We start from the raw sequence: 19,463 nt of genomic DNA, 5'->3' as shown, positions 1-19,463 counted from the left end.
GTATATTTTTTATTATTTTCTTTTTACAAATATCATGGTCTCATGCTGTTTTTGCCGAGCAAAGAACATTTATCATTGCGGGGGAAAGCGCTCTTCCCCCGTTTTCATTTGAAAATGAAGCTGGTGAACTGACTGGAATCAATATTGATTTAATGGAGGAAATAGCTGAATATAATGGGGTTGATTTCGAATATATTCCGATGGGGATGCAAGATGCGGAAAAGGCCTTAATGAACGGAACCATTGATGCAATTGTCGGCAATACCTATAGTACCGAAAAAGATTATCAGCTTGATTTCACTCAATCCTATTTCACAATGTCTCAGTCAATCATTATCCCTAGTCAAAGGAAAAAGGATATTCATACGTTAACGGATTTACGTGATTCACATGTTGTTCTTGATCATAATACGCCTGTAATCAGCACTTTTCTGAATATGAGGAATACAAACTTAACAACTGTTTCGAATCAATATTCGGGTATTTTAACATTATTGAACAACCGTGCGGATGCTTTCATCGGAAACAAATGGACTGCAGATTTCTACTTGAAAAAACTCCGCCAAGAAAAGCAGTACATCATTCTCGATGAAGTCATTGAGCCCGCCGATTATACGATTGCAGTTAAAAAAGGGAATCAAACGCTCCTTTTCATGTTGGACAATACACTCACTCAACTTAAAGCCAATCGAAATTTAAACGGGATAATCGATAAATGGGTCATGCCACAATCCAATCAAAAAATCGCCAGGTTGGAGCAATTCATATTCTGGTTAATCATAATCTTAACTGCAGTAGCTCTAATCCTTCTAATTATTTACATATGGAATCAAAAACTAAAAAAATCCGTTCATAGCCAAACGATGAAATTACATTTATTGAATATGGATTTAGAGAAACAACGTCAAAACATCGCTAATAGTAAAGCATTCAAAGATCAAATTTTAAACAATATCAATACAGGCATCATAACATTTGACCTCGATTTCATGATTACTAGCTGCAATGCAAAGGCATCGGACATTCTTAACATTTCCAAGGAAATGATTCTGAATCTTTTGAATCATTCACGACTAATGAAGTTATTCGAAGCATCTCATCAAGATCAAAAAGAGAAAAACGGTACAGGTTCTTTTCGGATCTTGGTAATAAATGAGGAAAATGAACAGAAGGTCATTTCTTATTCCATGCATAAGATGTTCAATTCTGAAGAAATCCAAACCGGATACTTACTTTCCATGAATGATGAGACGGAGAAGAAAACATTGGAGAAAAAATTGGTTACACAAGAAAAGCTTCATGCACTGGGGCAACTAGTTGCAGGTGTCGCACATGAAATTAGAAATCCTTTAACATCCATTAAAACATTCATTGATTTACTTCCTAGTAAATATGATAATCCTCAATTCCGACAAGTGCTAATGGAGCACTTGCCAAATGAAGTTAACCGGCTAAATGCAATTGTTACTGATTTGATTGAATATGCAAGACCTCGCCCGCCAAATAAAACAAATTGCTACGCGCATGAACTTATATCATTACTTGCTTTTCATAAGGTGACGATGGAAAAAAAACAAATTAATTTTGAACAGGCAATTGATGAGGACCTTATATTTTATATAGATTTACAGCAAATTCACCAAGTTCTACTTAACTTAGTGCTAAATTCCATTCAAGCCGTTGAAGAAACAAAGGAAAAGACCATTAAAATCACCATTGATAAAGAGAATGAAAAGACTGGACGGATTACCATATCCGATACCGGAATAGGGATGAAACAGGAGGACCAAAACCATATTTTCGAGCCTTTCTTCACAAATAAAGAAAAGGGTGTCGGTTTGGGCCTTACGCTATCGTATAGGCTCATTAAAGAAAATAACGGAGATATACAAGTGAAAAGCTATCCTAATTCAGGAACGACATTCATTATTTTACTGCCTTTGTATATTGAACAGTAGCCATGAAGGAGGACGAGTACTATGAAGATACATGTATTAGTAATCGATGATGAACCAGCTATTTGCACCGCTCTTAGCTTTGCGTTGGAAGATTCTTATCAAGTCGTGACAACAACGGAGCCGGAAGAAGGTCTTCGAAAAATCGAAAATCACTATTTTGATATTGTTTTGCTTGATCTACGAATTGGAAATATAAGCGGACTTGATATTCTTCAGAAAATCAAAAAAGTAGCGCCTAACGTGACAGTCATTATGATGACTGCCTATTCATCTATTGAAACTTCGATCGATGCCATAAAAAAAGGGGCCTACTATTATATTGAAAAACCCATCAATATAGAAGAACTTTCGCTGCTTTTGATGAGGGCAGCAGAATTCAAACAGATGTCGAATCAATTGGAGACACTTCATGAAGAATTGGAGATGCAAAGGGGGTTTGGGAACTTCCTTGGTAACAGCAAAGCGATGCAACGTATCTTTTCAATGATCGAAAGGGTGAAGGACATTGATTCAAGTGTCCTTATTACAGGTGAAAGTGGAACCGGAAAGGAGCTTGTAGCCCGGAACATCCATACGCTAGGAAGAAGGAAAAACAAACCCATGCAGATTGTCAATTGTGCTGCAATTCCGGAGATGCTGCTGGAATCCGAATTGTTCGGTTATGAAAAGGGAGCATTTTCCGGTGCAACTCAAAGGAAGGAAGGGAAATTCGTTGCTGCAAATGGAGGCATTCTTTTTCTGGATGAGATCAGTGAAATGCCCCTTCCCCTTCAAGCGAAAATATTACGGGTGTTGCAGGAACGGGAAGTGACTCCCTTAGGCTCCAATGCAAAAATATCACTGGATGTCCGTATAATAAGTGCAGCCAATAAAAACCTGGAACAAATGGTGATGGACGGGGAATTTAGGGAGGATTTGTATTTCAGGTTAAATGTCATTCCCATTTCCATGCCGCCATTACGAGATAGAAAAGAAGATTTACCAATCCTTATGGATTATTTTATGAAAAAACATGCTAAGGAAATGAATCGGGAAGACAAGACGTTCTCAGCAAGCGCACGACGGATTTTGCTGGAATATCATTACCCTGGGAATGTCCGCGAGCTTGGTAACATAATAGAATATGCAGTTGCTCTATCAAACTCGAAAATCATGGAAGATAGCGACTTGCCACAATATGTTCAAGAACAGAAGTTCATCTTTCAGCCGGATAGCCTTGACGAGGATGGTAACAGTTTTAGGATCCCCCTTGGCATCTCAATGAAAGAAATAGAAGAAAAAGTCATTACTGCCACTCTTCAATACTGTAAAAACCATCGGCAAAAGACAGCTCAAATGCTAAAAATTTCTGAAAGAAGCCTTCGCGATAAAATTAAGCTCATTTCAAAAGGAGAATAAAAGGCAAAATAGATGTCTAGTATGAATCGGCATTTTTTTCTGGATAACCGGCAAAAATTGCCGGTTTTTAACAGTGTACGATACAATAATTCGGCAGAATTTGCGTTTTAGTGCATTTTATCTAATTGGCATAGTACTTGCATTTTAATTCATTAAGAAAGGAGGGCCACTATGAAATATGGAGCACTCTTTATAAAAGTCGCTTTGTTATTTTGCTTCATAACAGGATGTACTTTTATGAATGAGCAGCAGGAAATATCTAAACCTGCTACTACCTTGATTCAGAGACAATTAACTTCAGAAGGACAGGGTTTAAATAATAGGATGCTAATCATTGCAACCGGAGATATGTCAGGCGTTTATTTTTCATTAGGACAAAAATTGTCATACATGTATGAAAAATATAATGGAGCCGTGTCGGGGACAAGAATCACCGATGCTTCCATCGAAAATACCGAGTTGGTAAGCCGGCATCGAGCAGAAATTGGTTTTACCACAGTAGATGTACTAGATTTGCCTGAAACCGATAGATCAAAGTTACGTGCTTTAACAGCCCTATATTCCAACTATGTTCAAATTGTTACTACTAAACAAAGTAATATTGATTCCTTAGAAGATTTAGTTGGGAAACGCATTAGTGTTGGTACAACCGGAAGCGGTACAAGGCTGATTGCAGAACGAATCCTTTTAGAAACTGATTTACCACCTGATCAATTGAATTTATCTTATCTTTCTTTTTCTCAATCTGCAGAAGCATTGCGAAATGGTACCATTGATGCGGCTTTCTTCTCTTCTGGCATTCCGAATAATGATATCGCTTACATGTCCAAACAAACGGAACTCTCATTTATTCCAATTCCGGAAGACATCATCGAACGCCTTCAGAAACAATATGGCGTTTACACTCATAATGAAATTCCCAGTAATACATACAAGGGGATGAAAAAAAGTGTCAAAACGATTTCAATTAAAAATGTTTTGGTAACCTACGATGAAATGTCTGACCTGCATGCTTACAATCTTGTGAAAACATTTTATGAACATTTGCCTGAGCTACAGGATACACATCCGGCCGCTTCTGATATTTCAATTATTGAAGCAACCAAACAAGTTCCACTCGATTTTCATACAGGAGCCATGAATTATTTTACCGAACAAGGAATTATTGAAAACCAATGAAAAATGGGAGGTAATGACAATGAAGAAAGTATTAAGTCTTTTATCGATAATCGTATTGATTGCCCTTGCTGGATGTGGGAATCCCACTCCGCAAAAGCCAGGGGAAACAGCACAAACAAGTGCAGGTGAAAAAGGAGTGAAAAAAATAACGATCGCAGGTAACGGCGGAGTCATAGAAAGAACGATTCGAGATGAGATTGCACCAAAGTTCGAAGAAGAAACGGGTATCAAGGTTAATTATATTTCTGGTTTATCAGGAGAAATCCTTTCTAAAGTTGAATTACAAAAGAACGCTCCACAAATAGATATCGCCTTTTTTGTACCGGTTGATGTAATACGTGCCAAGGAAAAGGATCTGATTGTGCCAGTCGATGAATCAAATGTGCCTAATATGAAATCCGTCGACCCACGATTCAGTGCGATGGAAAAGGCAGCTGCTCCTGTATTCGGCTTAGTCATTGCACCAGGATATAATACGGATACCTTTAAAAAGAAAGGATTAAAACCGATTGAATCATGGAACGATCTTATTTCTCCAGATTATGAGGGTAAAACGGCTTTTTCAGATATTACGAATGACTGGGGTTTCAATACGCTTAATGGCTTAGCGATTTCAAACGGGGGCAGCACCGATGACATGGAACCAGGTCTTGAAAAAGCAAAGGATCTTGCAGGATATTCCAATACGTTTTATAAAAACTCAACGCAAATGATGCCGGCCATTCAACAGGGAGCCGCTGATGTAACGGTCATGGGAAGTTACTCTATAGGTGAACTAGCCGTTTCAGGAGTTCCGATTAAAATGGCTGTCCCTAAAGAAGGTGTGCCGCTTCAAGCTTTCAGCGCGGGGCTTGTGAAAAATACGCCTAATAGTGAAGAAGCTCTTGAATTCATGAACTATTTAATAAGTGAAAAAGCACAAGCATTAATTTCCGAAAAAGGATTTTATCCTACGGTAGAAGGTATGAAAATCGCAGAAAAATATGAAGAGTCAATCGGACTTAAAGAAAGTGATAAAACATTCAAACCTGATTTTGCCAAGTTTGCCGAAATTCGAGCAGAGGTTTCAGACAGATGGGCGAAAGAGGTTACTCCTGAATTAGGAAAAAAACTAAAATAAAAAGGAGCGTGTTGATCACATGGAAGTATTAAAAAAAGACGTGGAAATCAAAAGGCATCACCTGGAGTCAGTCCAACCGAGTGTGTCGAAAAAAAATGATGTGGAGATTAAGGGCGCGTTTAAACAATTTGGATCGAATGTTGTCCTGAATGGCATTGATTTGGAGGTGAAACAAGGAGAGTTACTCACTCTTCTTGGCCCCTCCGGGTGCGGAAAATCCACAACCTTGAACCTCATAGCAGGATTCCTCGATGCCGATCGGGGCGAAGTCCATATTAAAGGAAACAATGTTACAAAGGTTCCGCCTTATAAAAGAGATTTAGGAATGGTTTTTCAAACATATTCACTTTTTCCTCATATGACTGTTTATGAAAATCTTAGTTTTGGCTTGAAGTTGCGCAAGGTTGGTAAAGCCGAACAAAAAAAGAAGATAAGTAAAGCTCTTGAATTAGTTAAAATGTCTGGATTGGAAAATCGTTATCCGAGGGAATTATCGGGAGGTCAGCGCCAGCGCGTTGCAATTTCCAGGGCACTTGTAGTTGAGCCTGAGCTCTTGTTGCTCGACGAACCACTTTCAAACCTAGACGCCAAATTACGTCATGAATTAAGAGCGGAAATAAAGCGTTTACAAAAAGAAATTGGCGTAACGACCATTTTTGTAACCCATGATCAAGAAGAAGCTCTTTCCATGTCAGATCGAGTAGTTGTCATGAATGCAGGGAAAATTGAACAAATCAGTACTCCAACTGATATTTACAATCATCCCAAGACAGAATTCGTCTTTCAATTCATCGGTAAATCGAATTGTTTTGAAGGGAAAGTGTCAGCAGTGGATAAGAGGACAATCTCAGTCAAGATAGGTTCTGACATTTCTCTTGTCGACGCGGATAATATCATGGGGAATGACAGTGACTTGAAAACAGGGGATGAGGTGAAGATTTATATTAGACCAGAAAAACTGAAAATTGTTTCTGCTGAAGAAACCTCTTTTTCACCTATTGATTTCCATCGTGCTAATATCAGCCAAATAAACTATCTAGGTACCTCATGGGAAATCAATGTTTTATTACAAGGGAAAAGCATACAAGTATTAACTTCTGACATCGATTCATCATGGAAAAATGGAAGTGAGGTGTTTATCGGATGGAGCCCATCAGAAGTTATGCTAGTCAAGAAATAAAACAGGAAACGAATCAGATTGAGCCGCAAAAGGAACCTAAATTAAAGAAAAGGAAAGTCTGGGTACCGGGATTACTCCTATTAACGCCAATCTTATTATTTATATTTGGTTTCTTTGTCATACCGATGCTGTACATTTTATATTTAAGCTTCATATCCACAGATAATCTTGGAGCGAATGATGCTGTATATAGCATCAAAAACTACACACAATTATTTTCCGATAGCTATTACCTATCATCCTTATGGTTGACTGTAAAAATCAGTTTGTATTCGGTCTTGGTTGCTTTATTTTTAGGGTATCCGGTAGCTTTGACCATGGCAAAAAGTTCAGCTCGGATCAGAGGGTATATCACTCTCTTGATCGTGTCACCCCTTTTGGTAAGTATAGTGGTCCGCAATTTTGGCTGGTACCTCTTGCTATTGCCTAACGGGACGATCAATCAAACCTTGATGTCCTTAGGGATAATAAATGCGCCATTGAAACTATTATTTTCAGAAATCGGAGTTGTGATTGGGCTTTCAAATGCCTATCTGCCCTTTATGATCTTATCCATCGTTGCCAGCTTGTATAATATTGATCCTTCCCTGGACAAGGCAGGAGCCATACTAGGGGCTAGCCCGTTCAGAAGATTCTTTTCCATTACATTGCCGCTAAGTATCCCAGGTATCGTATCTGGTTGCATTCTTGTATTTAGTTTGTCAATGAGTGCTTATGTTACGCCAGCACTGATGGGGGGAGCCAATGTACCAGTTATGCCAGTAGTCATATATGATCAAATAAATAACCTGCTTCACTGGACATTTGGATCTGCCCTTTCTTATATTCTATTAGCAACAACTGTCATTTCGGTTGCCATCTTTACTAGAGTGTTTGAAAAAGGGAAATTCAAGGAGGTATTCCGATGATGAAAACGTTTGGTGGCCTTCGGATTGCCGTAGCCGTGTTGGCAATAATCTATATCTTGATACCGCTCATCGTGGTTATTCCCGCTTCTTTTACAAGTGCCAATTATCCAAGTTTTCCGGCTGAGGGCTTCTCGTTGCAGTGGTATAGCAAAATCTTGGAGCGTCCTGAATTTTTGGAAGCATTTTTGAACAGTGCGAAGTTCGCCGCATTAGCTGCTCTTTTCTCCGTCATTTTCGGTACGCTGGGAGCTCTTGGCATCGCAAAATATGATATACCAGGAAAGTCATATATTACTGCCCTTTTAACATCACCATTAAGTGTGCCGCAATTAGTTCTAGGAATTGCACTCTTAATGTATTTTACACCAATGATGCTCGCCGGTACGTCTACTGGTTTCTTAATTGCCCATATCGTCATATGTATCCCATATGTAATGCGGCTCGTATTAACCGGTTTAAGCGGTTTTGATTACAATCTTGAACGCGCTGCGGCTATATTGGGAGCTAACCCATTGACCGTATTCATGAAAGTGACGCTGCCTTTAATTGGGTCAGCAGCTATCTCAGGAGGGCTATTCGCATTTTTGACATCATTTGATAACGTAACGATCTCTCTCTTTATGGTATCACCTGAAATGCGAACCTTGCCAATTGAGATTTTCTCGCAAATGCAAGATGCCTACAATCCGATCGTTGCTTCCGTATCAAGCGTGGTTATCTTCATATCAGTGCTACTAATCGTCATTCTTGAAAAAAATCAAGGTGTTGGAAAAGTTTTTGGTGGTTCTCATCATACGAACGGATAAAAAGTAATGTACCAATCCATCATGTGAAAATGTCATCAAAACTCTTCACTCAAATGATCTAGACATCTTTTAGCTGCTAACAGTGGGGCCGTTAGGATTGGGACAGAAGGATTAACCTGCTTTGCAATATGCTCCATGCTATATTGGGAAAGCACAATCACGTCTGTCTTTCCATCCAATTGCTCCACCATCTTTATTACTCGGGCGTCATGTTCTTTCCTTTTTCCATGTGATAATAAGTGGATGATACCGGGATCCACCAATGATTGGATCATACAGTCTGGATTCTTGTTCAATAAGTAGTTTTGAAGGGCGATCGGCGTTTCTTTTACGGTTGAAACCAAGCCAATCTTCGTATAACGTAGTGCTTCGTCAAGCATGGCTTCATCTGAACGAAATAATTTTACAGAGTAAAGAGGTTGTAAAATGGTAGTAACGTCATTAAAGGCAGAGCAAGTAAGTTGGATACATGAAACACCGGAATTGTATGCTAAATTCACTAATGCAGAAAAGCGGTGAATGATTTCCGGGGTTAACTTGCCGCTTTTTTCCATCAAGGAGAGAAGGCTCGTATCCATGAAATGAAGGAGTTCAATGGATGGAGCAACTTCCTGAAATGCCCTTTCAATTGGTTTTAGTGCTGTTGTGGTTGCATGAATCAGTGCGATTTTCAATAAAAACCCTCCTACTCTTTTCACCATTATATCTATCAAAACATTAAAATTCCATTATATTACATGTGAATGAAGTTCCCATAATATCTGTTAAGTCATGAAAGGAAGTGTGCAGCATGGAGAAAGGGGTCCTAGACGACATTAGCCGAGTAATTCCAGGTGATAGAATATTCCTTGACCTGGCAGAAAGGTATTGTTATAGCTATGATGCTTCTTTCGGTGAATATTTACCAGAAATCGTTATACAGCCAAAAAACGCCAAAGAAATCAGTGAAGTAGTGAAGTTGGCTAATATACACAAAATACCTGTTTACCCTCGGGGTTCCGGGACATCGCTAAGCGGCGGTCCCTTACCTGTTAAAGGAGGGATGGTTCTTGATATGACCCTTTTACGAGATAAATTGATTATTGATCGGGAAAATATGCTTGCCATTGTTTCTCCAGGCGTAATAACTGCAAATATCCATAAAAAAGCCGAGGAGGCAGGTTTGTTCTACCCACCAGATCCAAGCAGTTCCAATGTTGCTACAATTGGAGGGAATTTATTAGAAAACTCCAGCGGACCTAAGGGTTTAAAATATGGAACGACAAAAGAATATGTTATTGGGTTAGAGGTGGTCACACCCACAGGAGAAATTATACGTACAGGCGGAAAGACCGTGAAAAATGTAACAGGGTACGATTTGACACGTTTAATTGTAGGATCAGAAGGCACCTTGGGCATTGTGACAGAAGCCATCATTCGCTTAATCCCGAAACCGCAATCTAAAAATACGTTTGTCGCCCACTTCAATCATTTGATAGACTCCGGCCATGCCATAACAAGCATATTATCGTCAGGAATTTTACCATCAGCCTTGGAATTAATGGATAATGCTTGTATCCGTGCTGTTGAAAGCTATCGGCCTTCAGGTTTGCCTCTCCATGCAGAAGCCATTTTGATCATAGAAATAGATGGTCACCCTTTGGCCATCGAGGAAGAAATCATTAAATGCGCCGATTTATGCAGGGCTGAGGGTGCTTCCTACGTCAAAATCGCTGAAACGGAGGAAGAACGGCAAACCATTTGGAGTGCGCGAAAATTGGTTTCACCGGCGATTACACAAATGGGTCCTACAAAGATTTCTGAGGATGCGACAGTCCCACGCAGTCAAATTCCGGCGATGATGGAGAGATTAAACCAAATCCGGGAGAAATACGAGTTGAACTTGGTTGTTTTCGGTCATGCAGGGGATGGGAATTTACACCCGAACATCATTACAGATAAACGCAATATAACAGAGATGAAAAAAGTGGAGCTTGCCGTTAGTGAAATTTTTGAAGCTGCGATAGAACTTGGCGGAACCCTATCCGGAGAACATGGAATTGGTACGTTAAAGTCACCATATATGGAAATGGAATTAGGGATTACAGGGGTGAATATGATGAAAAAAATCAAAGAAGCTTGGGATCCCAATAATATCTTGAATCCCGGAAAGATTTTTCCTGAAAAGGGCCAGACAAAGGTCGTGTTGGTTACATGAATCTACCTGTTAAATCTAAAGAAACAAATGCAGAGGTTCAAAATTTATATTCTGATGCCTATGACTGGACAAACCAATGTGTTAAATGCGGGTACTGTTTACCAGCATGCCCTACATATGAATCAATGGGTGTAGAATCCGCTTCACCACGAGGCCGAATCAATCTAGTTAAAATGGCAGCTGAAGGAAAAATAGATTTCCAAAAGGATTTAGCCCAACCGATCGATCTATGCTTAGGTTGTCGTGCTTGCGAAACGGCATGTCCAGTCGGTGTACCTTACGGACATATCCTGGAAGCGGCGAAGGAGGCCATAGAAAATTCCCAGCCTGCAAACCAAAAGAATAAAATGACAAAGATGAAAAAGCTGGCATTGGTTCACCTATTTCCTTTTCCAAAACGAATGAATCGGGTCGGAAGTGTCGTCCATCTCTATCAAAAAACAGGATTATCCAAACTTATCCGTAGATCAAATGTTTTACAAAAGGTGTCCCCTGCACTTGCTCATTTAGAGCAAGCACTTCCAACGACCGAGTCTTCCTCCAAACGCATACGCAAGGGTACGATAATACCGGCAAAAGGGGAAACCAAATTAAGGGTTGCGTTTTTCACAGGGTGTATCATGGATTCCATGATGTCACGAATCAATCGTCTTACGATCGAACTGCTAACCTTAGTGGGATGTGAGGTCATTCTTCCCGAGAATCAGAATTGCTGCGGTGCTCTTCATTCTCATCAAGGTGAAACTAAACAAGCGAAAGAGTTAGCGAAAAGCAATATTCGTGCTTTCATGCAGGCAGAAGCTGATGTCATTGTTAATAACGCAGGAGGATGCGGCGCTTCGCTTCTCGAATATGAACATCTATTGGCCAATGATCACAAATGGTCTGGAGCAGCAAGGGATTTCTCAAAGAAATCTAAAGATATTAGTCAAATCCTGTATCAATTGGGGCCACTCCCCTTTACTGAAGAATGGCAAGGCATTGTTTCTTACCAAGATTCCTGTCATTTACGCAATGTTCAAAAGGTACAACAAGAACCGCGTTCATTGCTGCAATCCATACCGGGAATTTCCTATGTGGAAATGGAAGGGTACGATCGTTGCTGTGCATCAGGAGGCATCTACAACCTTCTCCATTTTGATGAATCCATGAAAATCCTTGATGAAAAAATGAGGAACCTAAAAGAAACAAAAGCCACGACAGTTGTTACCGTTAACCCTGGCTGCCAAATGCAAATGAGCATTGGCATTCAAAGGGAGGGTACAGCCGCAAATCAAATAAAAAGCATGCATCTTGTTGAAATTCTAGCCAAGGCTTGCGGCTTGGATTGAAAAAAGAAATGTTGAAAAAAGAAACGTCAGTATTTCCTGCTTTATTGGAGGAATTGCTGACGTTTTTATTTCTTCATTAAATCTTTCGGTATTAACCATAAATTAGATTGTTATAGGCGTAAAAGGTTATGCTGCCATGTCCGGGAGAACATATACATGGAAAAAAGGGCAAATTTTGTACATTAAAAGGAAGAAACGGCATGTTAATAAGAAATATAACTATATTAAGATATGGAAAAGGGTATAATAAGTAAAGTAATAATTCATTTTTAGTATGGGATATTTGTAGGATCGGAAATATTTCCGTCACTATCCCGATACATAAAGACAGAAGGAGAAATGATTGATTTGAATAATAAAGAAACAAAAGCTATCGAGTTACCTGCAAATTATGAGGAATTGAAAAAATCCGCCAATCGTAAATCTAATTGGAGAGAACGTTTAGATGCGATAGAAGAGTTAGGTCAATCGAAAAATAAACAAGTAATCGATGTTTTAACACATATCATGAATAGTGATGCTGTCTATAAGGTTCAAGAAGCCGCCTACCGTCAACTGAAAAGATTAGGTGAGGATGTTCAGCTACCTGCTAGAAAAAAAGGCGAGTTGGTTAAAGGATTAACCAAAATCTTAGTCCGGATCAAGAAGAGTTTACCAGAAAATCACACATATACTGATTTCAAAGAGAAACTGCAGAAGATGAGAATGGATATATATGATGCCTATGAAGGTGAAAAAGGTGCAGACTTTGATAAGTGGCTTGAAGACACTTGGTCTGCTTTATCAAAAAGATAAAAGTTCATCCACTAAAAGATAAATATGTCATACTTGATGCGGGAGCAAGATTTTTGCTCCTGTTTCTTATCGTTTACCTATAAAAAAGAAATACACTCCTTACACCTTTCCTATTAAATTCCAAATGAGACATCCTCTATATACAAAGATTACATGACTAAGTATCTATAAAATGTATTCCGATAAAAACCAAATTTTCTAATCCTTTATGCGCAATATAGAATAACACCATTTATTTCCTGCTTAAACACATTTTCTTTATAACTCAACATAAAGTTAATAGTAGAATGTTCGAATTCACCAAAAAAGCGGAGGAAGATTAATGAATCAACTCTATACTATTCTCGAAGAGGCTCCATCGACCTCACCCGAATGTGTATGGGCTATATGGTTCTTATGGAAGGTTCAGCGTCCTTGCGTGAAGGTATCTGGAGTTGGGACAGGTTGTAACGGAACTGTTTATTGCTTGAGTACGTGACCAAACATGGAAAGAAAACCTTTCTTGTATGTTGAATTCAATCGAAGAAGGTAAGACAATCATTCATTGGAAGTATTAGACTTGATTGGAACTTATTAACAACAGACTGCCCAAACAGAGCATGAATGTATCATGGAATCCAAAAAAATAAATGTTCATTACATATATAGGCAAATGACTACACAAAAATTCCGTTTAGTCATTTTTGGAGCTGGATTGGATGTAAACCCTATAGTCAGGGTGACGGCCACAAATCAACTCATCGAAATGTATAAAAGAAACCACAATTACGCCTTTGTTGCTTCTAGTTTACAACCTCCCATTCTAATTGATATAGATTTTTTTCCGAAATGAACCATTTACCAGGAGACCAAGGTGCAAAATAGATCCTTATGGAGAAGAGAGAAGTTGGGAAACTTGTTCCTTTATATGAGGAATAATGGTTTGTTGACATTGACAATATGAAAGAATACTTATTTTGGAAAAAATAGATAACCATTAAATAATATTGATAACGAGGAGATCTATATGGATATTATCGGAGAAGGGGTAATTCGTAAAGATGCATGGGATAAGGTCACGTGGCAAGCGATTTACACTGGGGACCATAACGAAACAAAAATTCTCCATGTTAAAAAGGTAATTAGTCCTTATGCACATGCACATATCAAAAATATAGACAAAACGAAGGCTCAAAAAGTTGCTGGTGTTCGAGCTATTATTACTGGTGGGAATTTACCGTTAACAGGAGAAGAAATTAGAGATCGGTACCCCATAGCTCAAGATAAAGTCCGATATCATGGAGAAGTTGTCGCACTTGTTGTTGCTGAAACACCGAAACAAGCAAAAATGGCTGCAGACGCCATTCAAGTGATTTATGATCCTTTACCTGTTATCAATTCACCAACATCAGCCTTTCAACCTAATTCTTCGATACTGCATCCGGATTTAAAATCCTATAAAAAAATTTCCGAGGTATTTCCCGAGCCTGGGACAAATATAGCAAATCGAACAAAAATCAGGAAAGGAAATAAAACAACAGGTTGGCAACAGAGCGAAATCATTATTGAAGAAAAGTTTTCTTTTTCTCCTTCTGATCATGCAGCCATGGAAACAAGATGTTCTTTAGCAGAAATTCACTCAGACGGTAAGGTCATAATCACTTCATCTTCTCAAGCTCCATTCATGATTTAGCCTTTGATTAGTGATTACTTTGGTGTGGAAATCGGGAACGTCATCGTAAACACTCCACTTGTTGGAGGCGGATTCGGAGGCAAAGCCTCTGTACAGCTTGAACTATTAGCCTATATCGCGTCAAAGGCCGTTAATGGAAGGTTAGTAAAAGTTGAAAATAGTCGCGAAGAGGATATTTTGACATCACCTTGTCATATCGGACTAGACGCTATTGTGAAATTAGGCTGTACACAATCTGGTTTGCTAAAGATGGCTGAAATGACGTATTTATGGGATGGAGGAGCTTATGCCGACAAGGCCACTGATCTAAGTCGTGCTGGAGCAGTTGATTGCACGGGCCCTTACCATATTGAAAATATTTGGTGTGATTCACTTTGTATGTATACAAATCATCCATACGCTTCGCCTTATCGTGGCTTTGCGCATTCAGAAGTATTATTTGCCTTTGAGCGGACTATGGATTCTCTCTCAAAAAAGCTCGGAATGGATCCACTTGAACTTCGTGAAATGAATGCCATACTCCCAGGGGATTCCACCCCGACGCAAGTTCAATTAAATTCTAGCTCGGTAGGTAATCTACCTAAGTGTATACAAGTGCTAAAGAAGAAAATGAATTGGGAAGAGGGTCAGTTAGTTAAAATAAACGAAAAGAAAATAAGGGCAAAAGGGGTTGCTTGTATATGGAAGACTTCTACAATTGATACCAACGCCGGATCTGGTGTCATTTTAACGTTTAATCCTGATGGAAGTGTAAACCTTATATCAGGATTAGTAGAAATCGGTACTGGAACGAAAACGGTATTGGCCCAGATTGTCTCAGATATATTAAAGCTCGATATTGATCGAGTTAACGTTCAGATGGAGGTAAATACTCAAAATACTCAGAACATTGGAAAACTGTCGCAAGCCGTGGGACTTTCATGGCAGGGAGAGCAGCGATCAAGGCTGCTGAAGATGCACTTTTACAATTAAAGAAACTCGCTTCCAGTGTGTTAAGAGTTCCCGTTGAAGACATCGTCCTTGGTCATGAGAAGGTCTATGTCAGAGGGGAACCAAATATGGAGATTCCTTTTAACCAACTTGTATATGGGTATACATATCCTGATGGAAGTTCAGTTGGAGGTCAGATAATCGGCAGAGGGTATTATACCATTCCACACATTACAAATTTGAATCCCGATACAGGTGCAGGCAAACCAGGCCCTGAATGGACCGTTGGTGCACAAGGAGTAGAAATAGAGTATGACATAAGTGAATATACGTACAAGATAATAAGGGCAGTATCTGTCATTGATGCAGGAAGGGTTTTGAATCAAAAAACTGCAGAAGGGCAAATAATGGGTGCAATGAGCATGGGCTTAGCTTTTGGTGGGCGTGAAACCTTCTATTTTGATCGCCTGGGCAGAGTGTTGAATCCTCAATTCAGAACTTATAGGCCGTTAAGATATGGAGAAAACCCTGAATATATTTGTGAATTTGTAGATACACCACAATTAGATGCTCCATATGGCGCTAGGGGGCTGGGGGAACATGGGCTTCTGGGTATGCCGGCTGCTTTAGGTAACAGTGTATCTTTGGCTGCTGGGATTCCTTTGAACCAGTTGCCAATATTTCCTGAACTCATTTGGAGGGAGAAGATCGTAATGTTACCTTATAATTTTGATTATTACAAACCACGAACGATAAATGAAGCGATTGATCTTTATCAAGTATTGAAATCACAAGAAAGAAAACCATTGTATTATGGTGGAGGGACTGAAGTTTTAACATTAGGACGTTTGAATTATGTTTACACCGATGCCATTATTGATTTAAAGGGGATTCCCGAATGTAATGTATTTGAGTTTCAACACCAAGACCTTATCATTGGCTCAACTTTGAGTTTACGTGTAATCGTAGAAAATAAGCTATTCCCATTATTATCTTCATATTTTTCTTCACACAACAAAAAACTACAGACCAATGACTTCATGACTGTTAACAGTAAATAATGGTGTTATACCTTTCAATTCTTAAAGAGTAGGGGTATTTTTTGAAAAGATTGCATTAGATGTTACTGCGCCTGGAAATTTAAAGATTACTAGAGGTAAAGCCTACTATTATAGGACTTTGCCTCTAGGCCAAAACATATGGTTTCACATAGCGATGATTTCGGACAAATAAACGTAATAATTAAGGGGTAGGGAACGTTTTTTAAAGAACAGTTCATTAACCTCTTAAATGACCACTGCATCAACTAATGCTCTCACGTTAATAGACACCTCTATTATGAAAGGAACTAAACAAATACCTGTAATAAAATGGGTAAATATAATCAGTGATACTTAAAGATTAGAACTTATAATGTAGAGAAGTGTGGATAAAGGAGAAAAGGTTTTGAAAAAATGAATTTGATTATCTTTTACCACTCGGAATTTCTGAGAAAATTAATATAACAAAGACTTTTAACATATCCATAACTAAAACGGGAGCACCTTCAATATGCAACAAAGCGGCAGAACAATTAAAGCGAATTCGTAAATGTACATGAATTCTGAGGTAGGAGAAAAAATGACTGATTATATTGAGCTTTGGAGACAGGCAATGGTAGATCATACAGGAAAAATACCTAACAGGCTAAAAGATGATGCAGCAGAAGAAGCTTTTTGGTCCTCCAGGGTTGCAGGGAAAAAACAACATGAACCAGATCCTTATGCAAAACTGGTGCAGCAAGAGTTAATGGCTTTATTAAAAAACGACGATCATGTATTAGAAATCGGCCCTGGGTGGGGCAATTATACATTTGATATTGCAAAAGAAGTCAAGAAGATAACTTGCATGGATAGTTCAAAAAGCATTATCAGTTTTTTGAAATCCCAGGCGAACGTGAAAGGTTTCGAAAACATGGAGTTGATTCATGATAAGTGGGAAAGTGAGACCAAAAGAGACAAATATGATGTAGTTTTTGGTTTTAATTGTTATTACCGTATGAAAGAAATCGGCCATACCTTATTAAAAATGAATGAGTCAGCAACCCGTTTAGTTATCGTGGGTATGACAACTGGACCAGAAAAACCTCATTATATGGAATTGAAGCAACGAGGATATACAATTAATGTAAGAAAGCGAGATTACATACACATCTTGAATGTTTTGTATCAACTTGGAATACTGGCGGACTGTAAGATCGTGAAATTGAAAAGCAAAAAAATCTATTCTACATATGAAGAATTGTACCGCGAAAATACGACAAAAATTCTAGATGAGGACTTTTCTCATGATGAAGTAAAAACAATCCTTGATAAATATGTCGAGGAAAAAGATGGAGTTTTCGAATACGAATATCCGTTTCATGCCGCTTTGATGTATTGGAATCCGAAGGGTAATTGAATATCTTGGTACCTTTTTCCTGAATACTTTTTCCTCTTTTTGAGGAACTTCAGGAAAAAGGTATTTTTATTTTAGTTATTCGCAAAATATATTAACAAGCCTACAAAAAATGAAGAGAAAACGGAGTGTGAATGATAAATGAAAGAAATTACCGAAAAGAGATTTTGTGAAACGTGTAAAAAAGAGACAGTTCATACGGTAGGTGAAGATGCTTTTGAAATAGAATATTCCTGTAATGAGTGCAGTCAGCACCAAGAGATTTTCAAGACATTTTTTTAGAAATAGTCCAACGAATTTGAATGGGCTTGGAGATTCGTTAAAGATTGAGTCATTCGCAATCAGAAGTTTAAATTGCGAGGTTAAAAGTTCCACTAACTCCGATTTGCTTTGGTTTTTGAAAAATGACCAACAATTCAGGGAAGTATTCCTCTTCGATATTTTCTGCTTTTTTCCGTAGAGCGGAACGAAAATCCAGCTGAAACAATAGCTAATGCGCATCAAAACAAGTACACCTTCATAACTAGTCAATAGGTACATTCTGGTTTTACACCGTGCATTACCGAGGAGATATAAACATAGCAACGCAAAAAGCTGTGTTTTTCCCTAAGCAGGTCTACTAATTTATCAGGTGTATAAACCCATAACCCCCTTCACCGACCGTTGCTTTAAATTCAATTGAAAGACCAAGTGTCCTACCTGTTTCGAATGTTAATTTCCACTGCAGGCACTCGCTTTCCGCGGGCGGTCCGCTCTCGGCGCATTGCGCCTGCGGGGTCTCCCTTGGACGCGTATTCCCGCAGGGGTCTTGTACCCTCCGTTCCAATCAAATCAACTTTGTTTTAACATTTCGTGAGTACAAATCATCCAAATCCATTTGTACGGCGTGTTCATTTTAATCACAGTGTACAGAAAGTAAACATTGTATTTCAAAGTGATTTTATGGAGATGGTAAACAAAGATCTAGTATATACAAAATCAGTGGATAATCGCATTCATTGTGCAATATTAATAGAGTTATTTAAAGAATTAAAAGGCGCGGAATTTGCTGGAACGTTGTATGGTGTCGTAACTGTTCAAGAACAAGTGGGCCAACTGGGAGCTGCAATGGTAGGTAATGCAATTGAGCCAGATTATGCAATCGTTCTAGATACTATCCCAGCAGGTGATACGCCAGATATAAATACGGAAGTATCACTTCCCGTCTACCTTGGGAATGGACCAGCTTGTCCTATTGCGGATGGGGTAAGAGGAACAATGGTATTCAACCACATCCATCCTAAAGTGCGAGAAATCATTGAAGAACAGGCAGCTAGAGCAAATGTATCATTGCAAATGATGACATTAGTCGGGGACGCCTATACGACGGATGCCGCAAGTTTGACTTCAGCGAATAAAGGGATACCGGTAGGGGTTGTATCAACACCGCGCAGATATTCCCACTCTCCAGTTGAATTGGTTAATCTCAATGATGCCGAAGGGGTGTTGAAGATCGTAAAAGGAATCGTGATGGATAATGGAGAGAAGGATTTAAATTTTATTTAATATATAGT

At 38.8% G+C, this 19,463-nt stretch carries 14 protein-coding genes and 1 pseudogene; 14 read left to right on the top strand and 1 reads right to left on the bottom strand.

Annotation, left to right across the window (positions count from 1 at the left end; translation table 11 throughout):
• From ACFWE9_RS19950 to ACFWE9_RS19920, 7 genes are all read left to right on the top strand, one after another.
• On the top strand, positions 1 to 1,958 hold a 1,958-nt coding region (locus ACFWE9_RS19950; RefSeq protein ID WP_377358388.1), incomplete at its 5' end, for a transporter substrate-binding domain-containing protein.
• 21 nt (positions 1,959 to 1,979) lie between these two features.
• A complete protein-coding gene (locus tag ACFWE9_RS19945; protein WP_377358386.1) occupies positions 1,980 to 3,356 on the top strand; it encodes a sigma-54-dependent transcriptional regulator in 1,377 nt (458 codons plus the stop codon).
• Between the two features lie 171 nt (positions 3,357 to 3,527).
• On the top strand, positions 3,528 to 4,535 hold the full coding sequence (locus ACFWE9_RS19940; RefSeq protein WP_377358384.1) for a TAXI family TRAP transporter solute-binding subunit: 1,008 nt from the start codon (positions 3,528 to 3,530) through the stop codon (positions 4,533 to 4,535).
• Between the two features lie 19 nt (positions 4,536 to 4,554).
• On the top strand, positions 4,555 to 5,655 hold the full coding sequence (locus ACFWE9_RS19935; protein ID WP_230155949.1) for an ABC transporter substrate-binding protein: 1,101 nt from the start codon (positions 4,555 to 4,557) through the stop codon (positions 5,653 to 5,655).
• A gap of 82 nt (positions 5,656 to 5,737) precedes the next feature.
• Positions 5,738 to 6,835, top strand: a complete 1,098-nt coding sequence (locus ACFWE9_RS19930) for an ABC transporter ATP-binding protein (RefSeq protein ID WP_377358394.1) — start codon at positions 5,738 to 5,740, stop codon at positions 6,833 to 6,835.
• A complete protein-coding gene (locus ACFWE9_RS19925) occupies positions 6,799 to 7,743 on the top strand; it encodes an ABC transporter permease (protein ID WP_230155952.1) in 945 nt (314 codons plus the stop codon). The genes ACFWE9_RS19930 and ACFWE9_RS19925 overlap by 37 nt, the downstream gene beginning before the upstream one ends.
• Positions 7,743 to 8,549 carry an ABC transporter permease gene (locus ACFWE9_RS19920; protein ID WP_377358392.1) on the top strand — a complete coding sequence of 269 codons (807 nt, stop codon included), beginning with the start codon at positions 7,743 to 7,745 and terminating at the stop codon, positions 8,547 to 8,549. The genes ACFWE9_RS19925 and ACFWE9_RS19920 overlap by 1 nt, the downstream gene beginning before the upstream one ends.
• A 35-nt stretch (positions 8,550 to 8,584) precedes the next feature.
• On the opposite strand, the gene ACFWE9_RS19915 is transcribed toward ACFWE9_RS19920, so the two are convergent.
• Positions 8,585 to 9,223, bottom strand: coding sequence for a hypothetical protein (locus tag ACFWE9_RS19915; RefSeq protein WP_377358381.1), 639 nt, complete (start codon positions 9,221 to 9,223; stop codon positions 8,585 to 8,587).
• Between the two features lie 116 nt (positions 9,224 to 9,339).
• Here ACFWE9_RS19915 and ACFWE9_RS19910 point away from each other — a divergent pair, with 116 nt between their 5' ends.
• The 7 genes and pseudogenes from ACFWE9_RS19910 (at position 9,340) to ACFWE9_RS19880 (ending at position 19,455) form a co-directional block, all read left to right on the top strand.
• Entirely contained in the window at positions 9,340 to 10,746 is a 1,407-nt protein-coding gene (locus ACFWE9_RS19910; RefSeq protein WP_377358379.1) for an FAD-binding oxidoreductase, read from the top strand.
• Positions 10,743 to 12,077 carry a (Fe-S)-binding protein gene (locus ACFWE9_RS19905; RefSeq protein ID WP_377358377.1) on the top strand — a complete coding sequence of 445 codons (1,335 nt, stop codon included), beginning with the start codon at positions 10,743 to 10,745 and terminating at the stop codon, positions 12,075 to 12,077. Before ACFWE9_RS19910 ends, ACFWE9_RS19905 begins: the two co-directional genes overlap by 4 nt.
• 348 nt (positions 12,078 to 12,425) lie before the next feature.
• Entirely contained in the window at positions 12,426 to 12,872 is a 447-nt protein-coding gene (locus tag ACFWE9_RS19900) for a HEAT repeat domain-containing protein (protein WP_230155959.1), read from the top strand.
• Between the two features lie 1,006 nt (positions 12,873 to 13,878).
• Positions 13,879 to 16,181, top strand: a pseudogene (locus tag ACFWE9_RS19895) (xanthine dehydrogenase family protein molybdopterin-binding subunit); the annotation flags it as partial.
• Positions 16,182 to 16,187: 6 nt separating this feature from the next.
• A complete protein-coding gene (locus ACFWE9_RS19890; RefSeq protein ID WP_377358390.1) occupies positions 16,188 to 16,535 on the top strand; it encodes an FAD binding domain-containing protein in 348 nt (115 codons plus the stop codon).
• A gap of 559 nt (positions 16,536 to 17,094) precedes the next feature.
• Positions 17,095 to 17,913 (top strand): methyltransferase domain-containing protein, encoded by an 819-nt coding sequence (locus ACFWE9_RS19885; RefSeq protein ID WP_377358373.1) that lies wholly within the window; start codon positions 17,095 to 17,097, stop codon positions 17,911 to 17,913.
• 849 nt (positions 17,914 to 18,762) lie between these two features.
• Positions 18,763 to 19,455 carry a hypothetical protein gene (locus ACFWE9_RS19880; protein ID WP_377358371.1) on the top strand — a complete coding sequence of 231 codons (693 nt, stop codon included), beginning with the start codon at positions 18,763 to 18,765 and terminating at the stop codon, positions 19,453 to 19,455.
• Positions 19,456 to 19,463 lie beyond the last annotated feature (8 nt).

It is taken from the genome of Peribacillus sp. NPDC060253, from assembly GCF_042727425.1.
GTDB lineage: Bacteria > Bacillota > Bacilli > Bacillales > DSM-1321 > Peribacillus.
The sequence above is the reverse complement of the archived record's forward strand: the minus strand, read 5'-3'. Positions and strand labels throughout refer to the sequence as shown.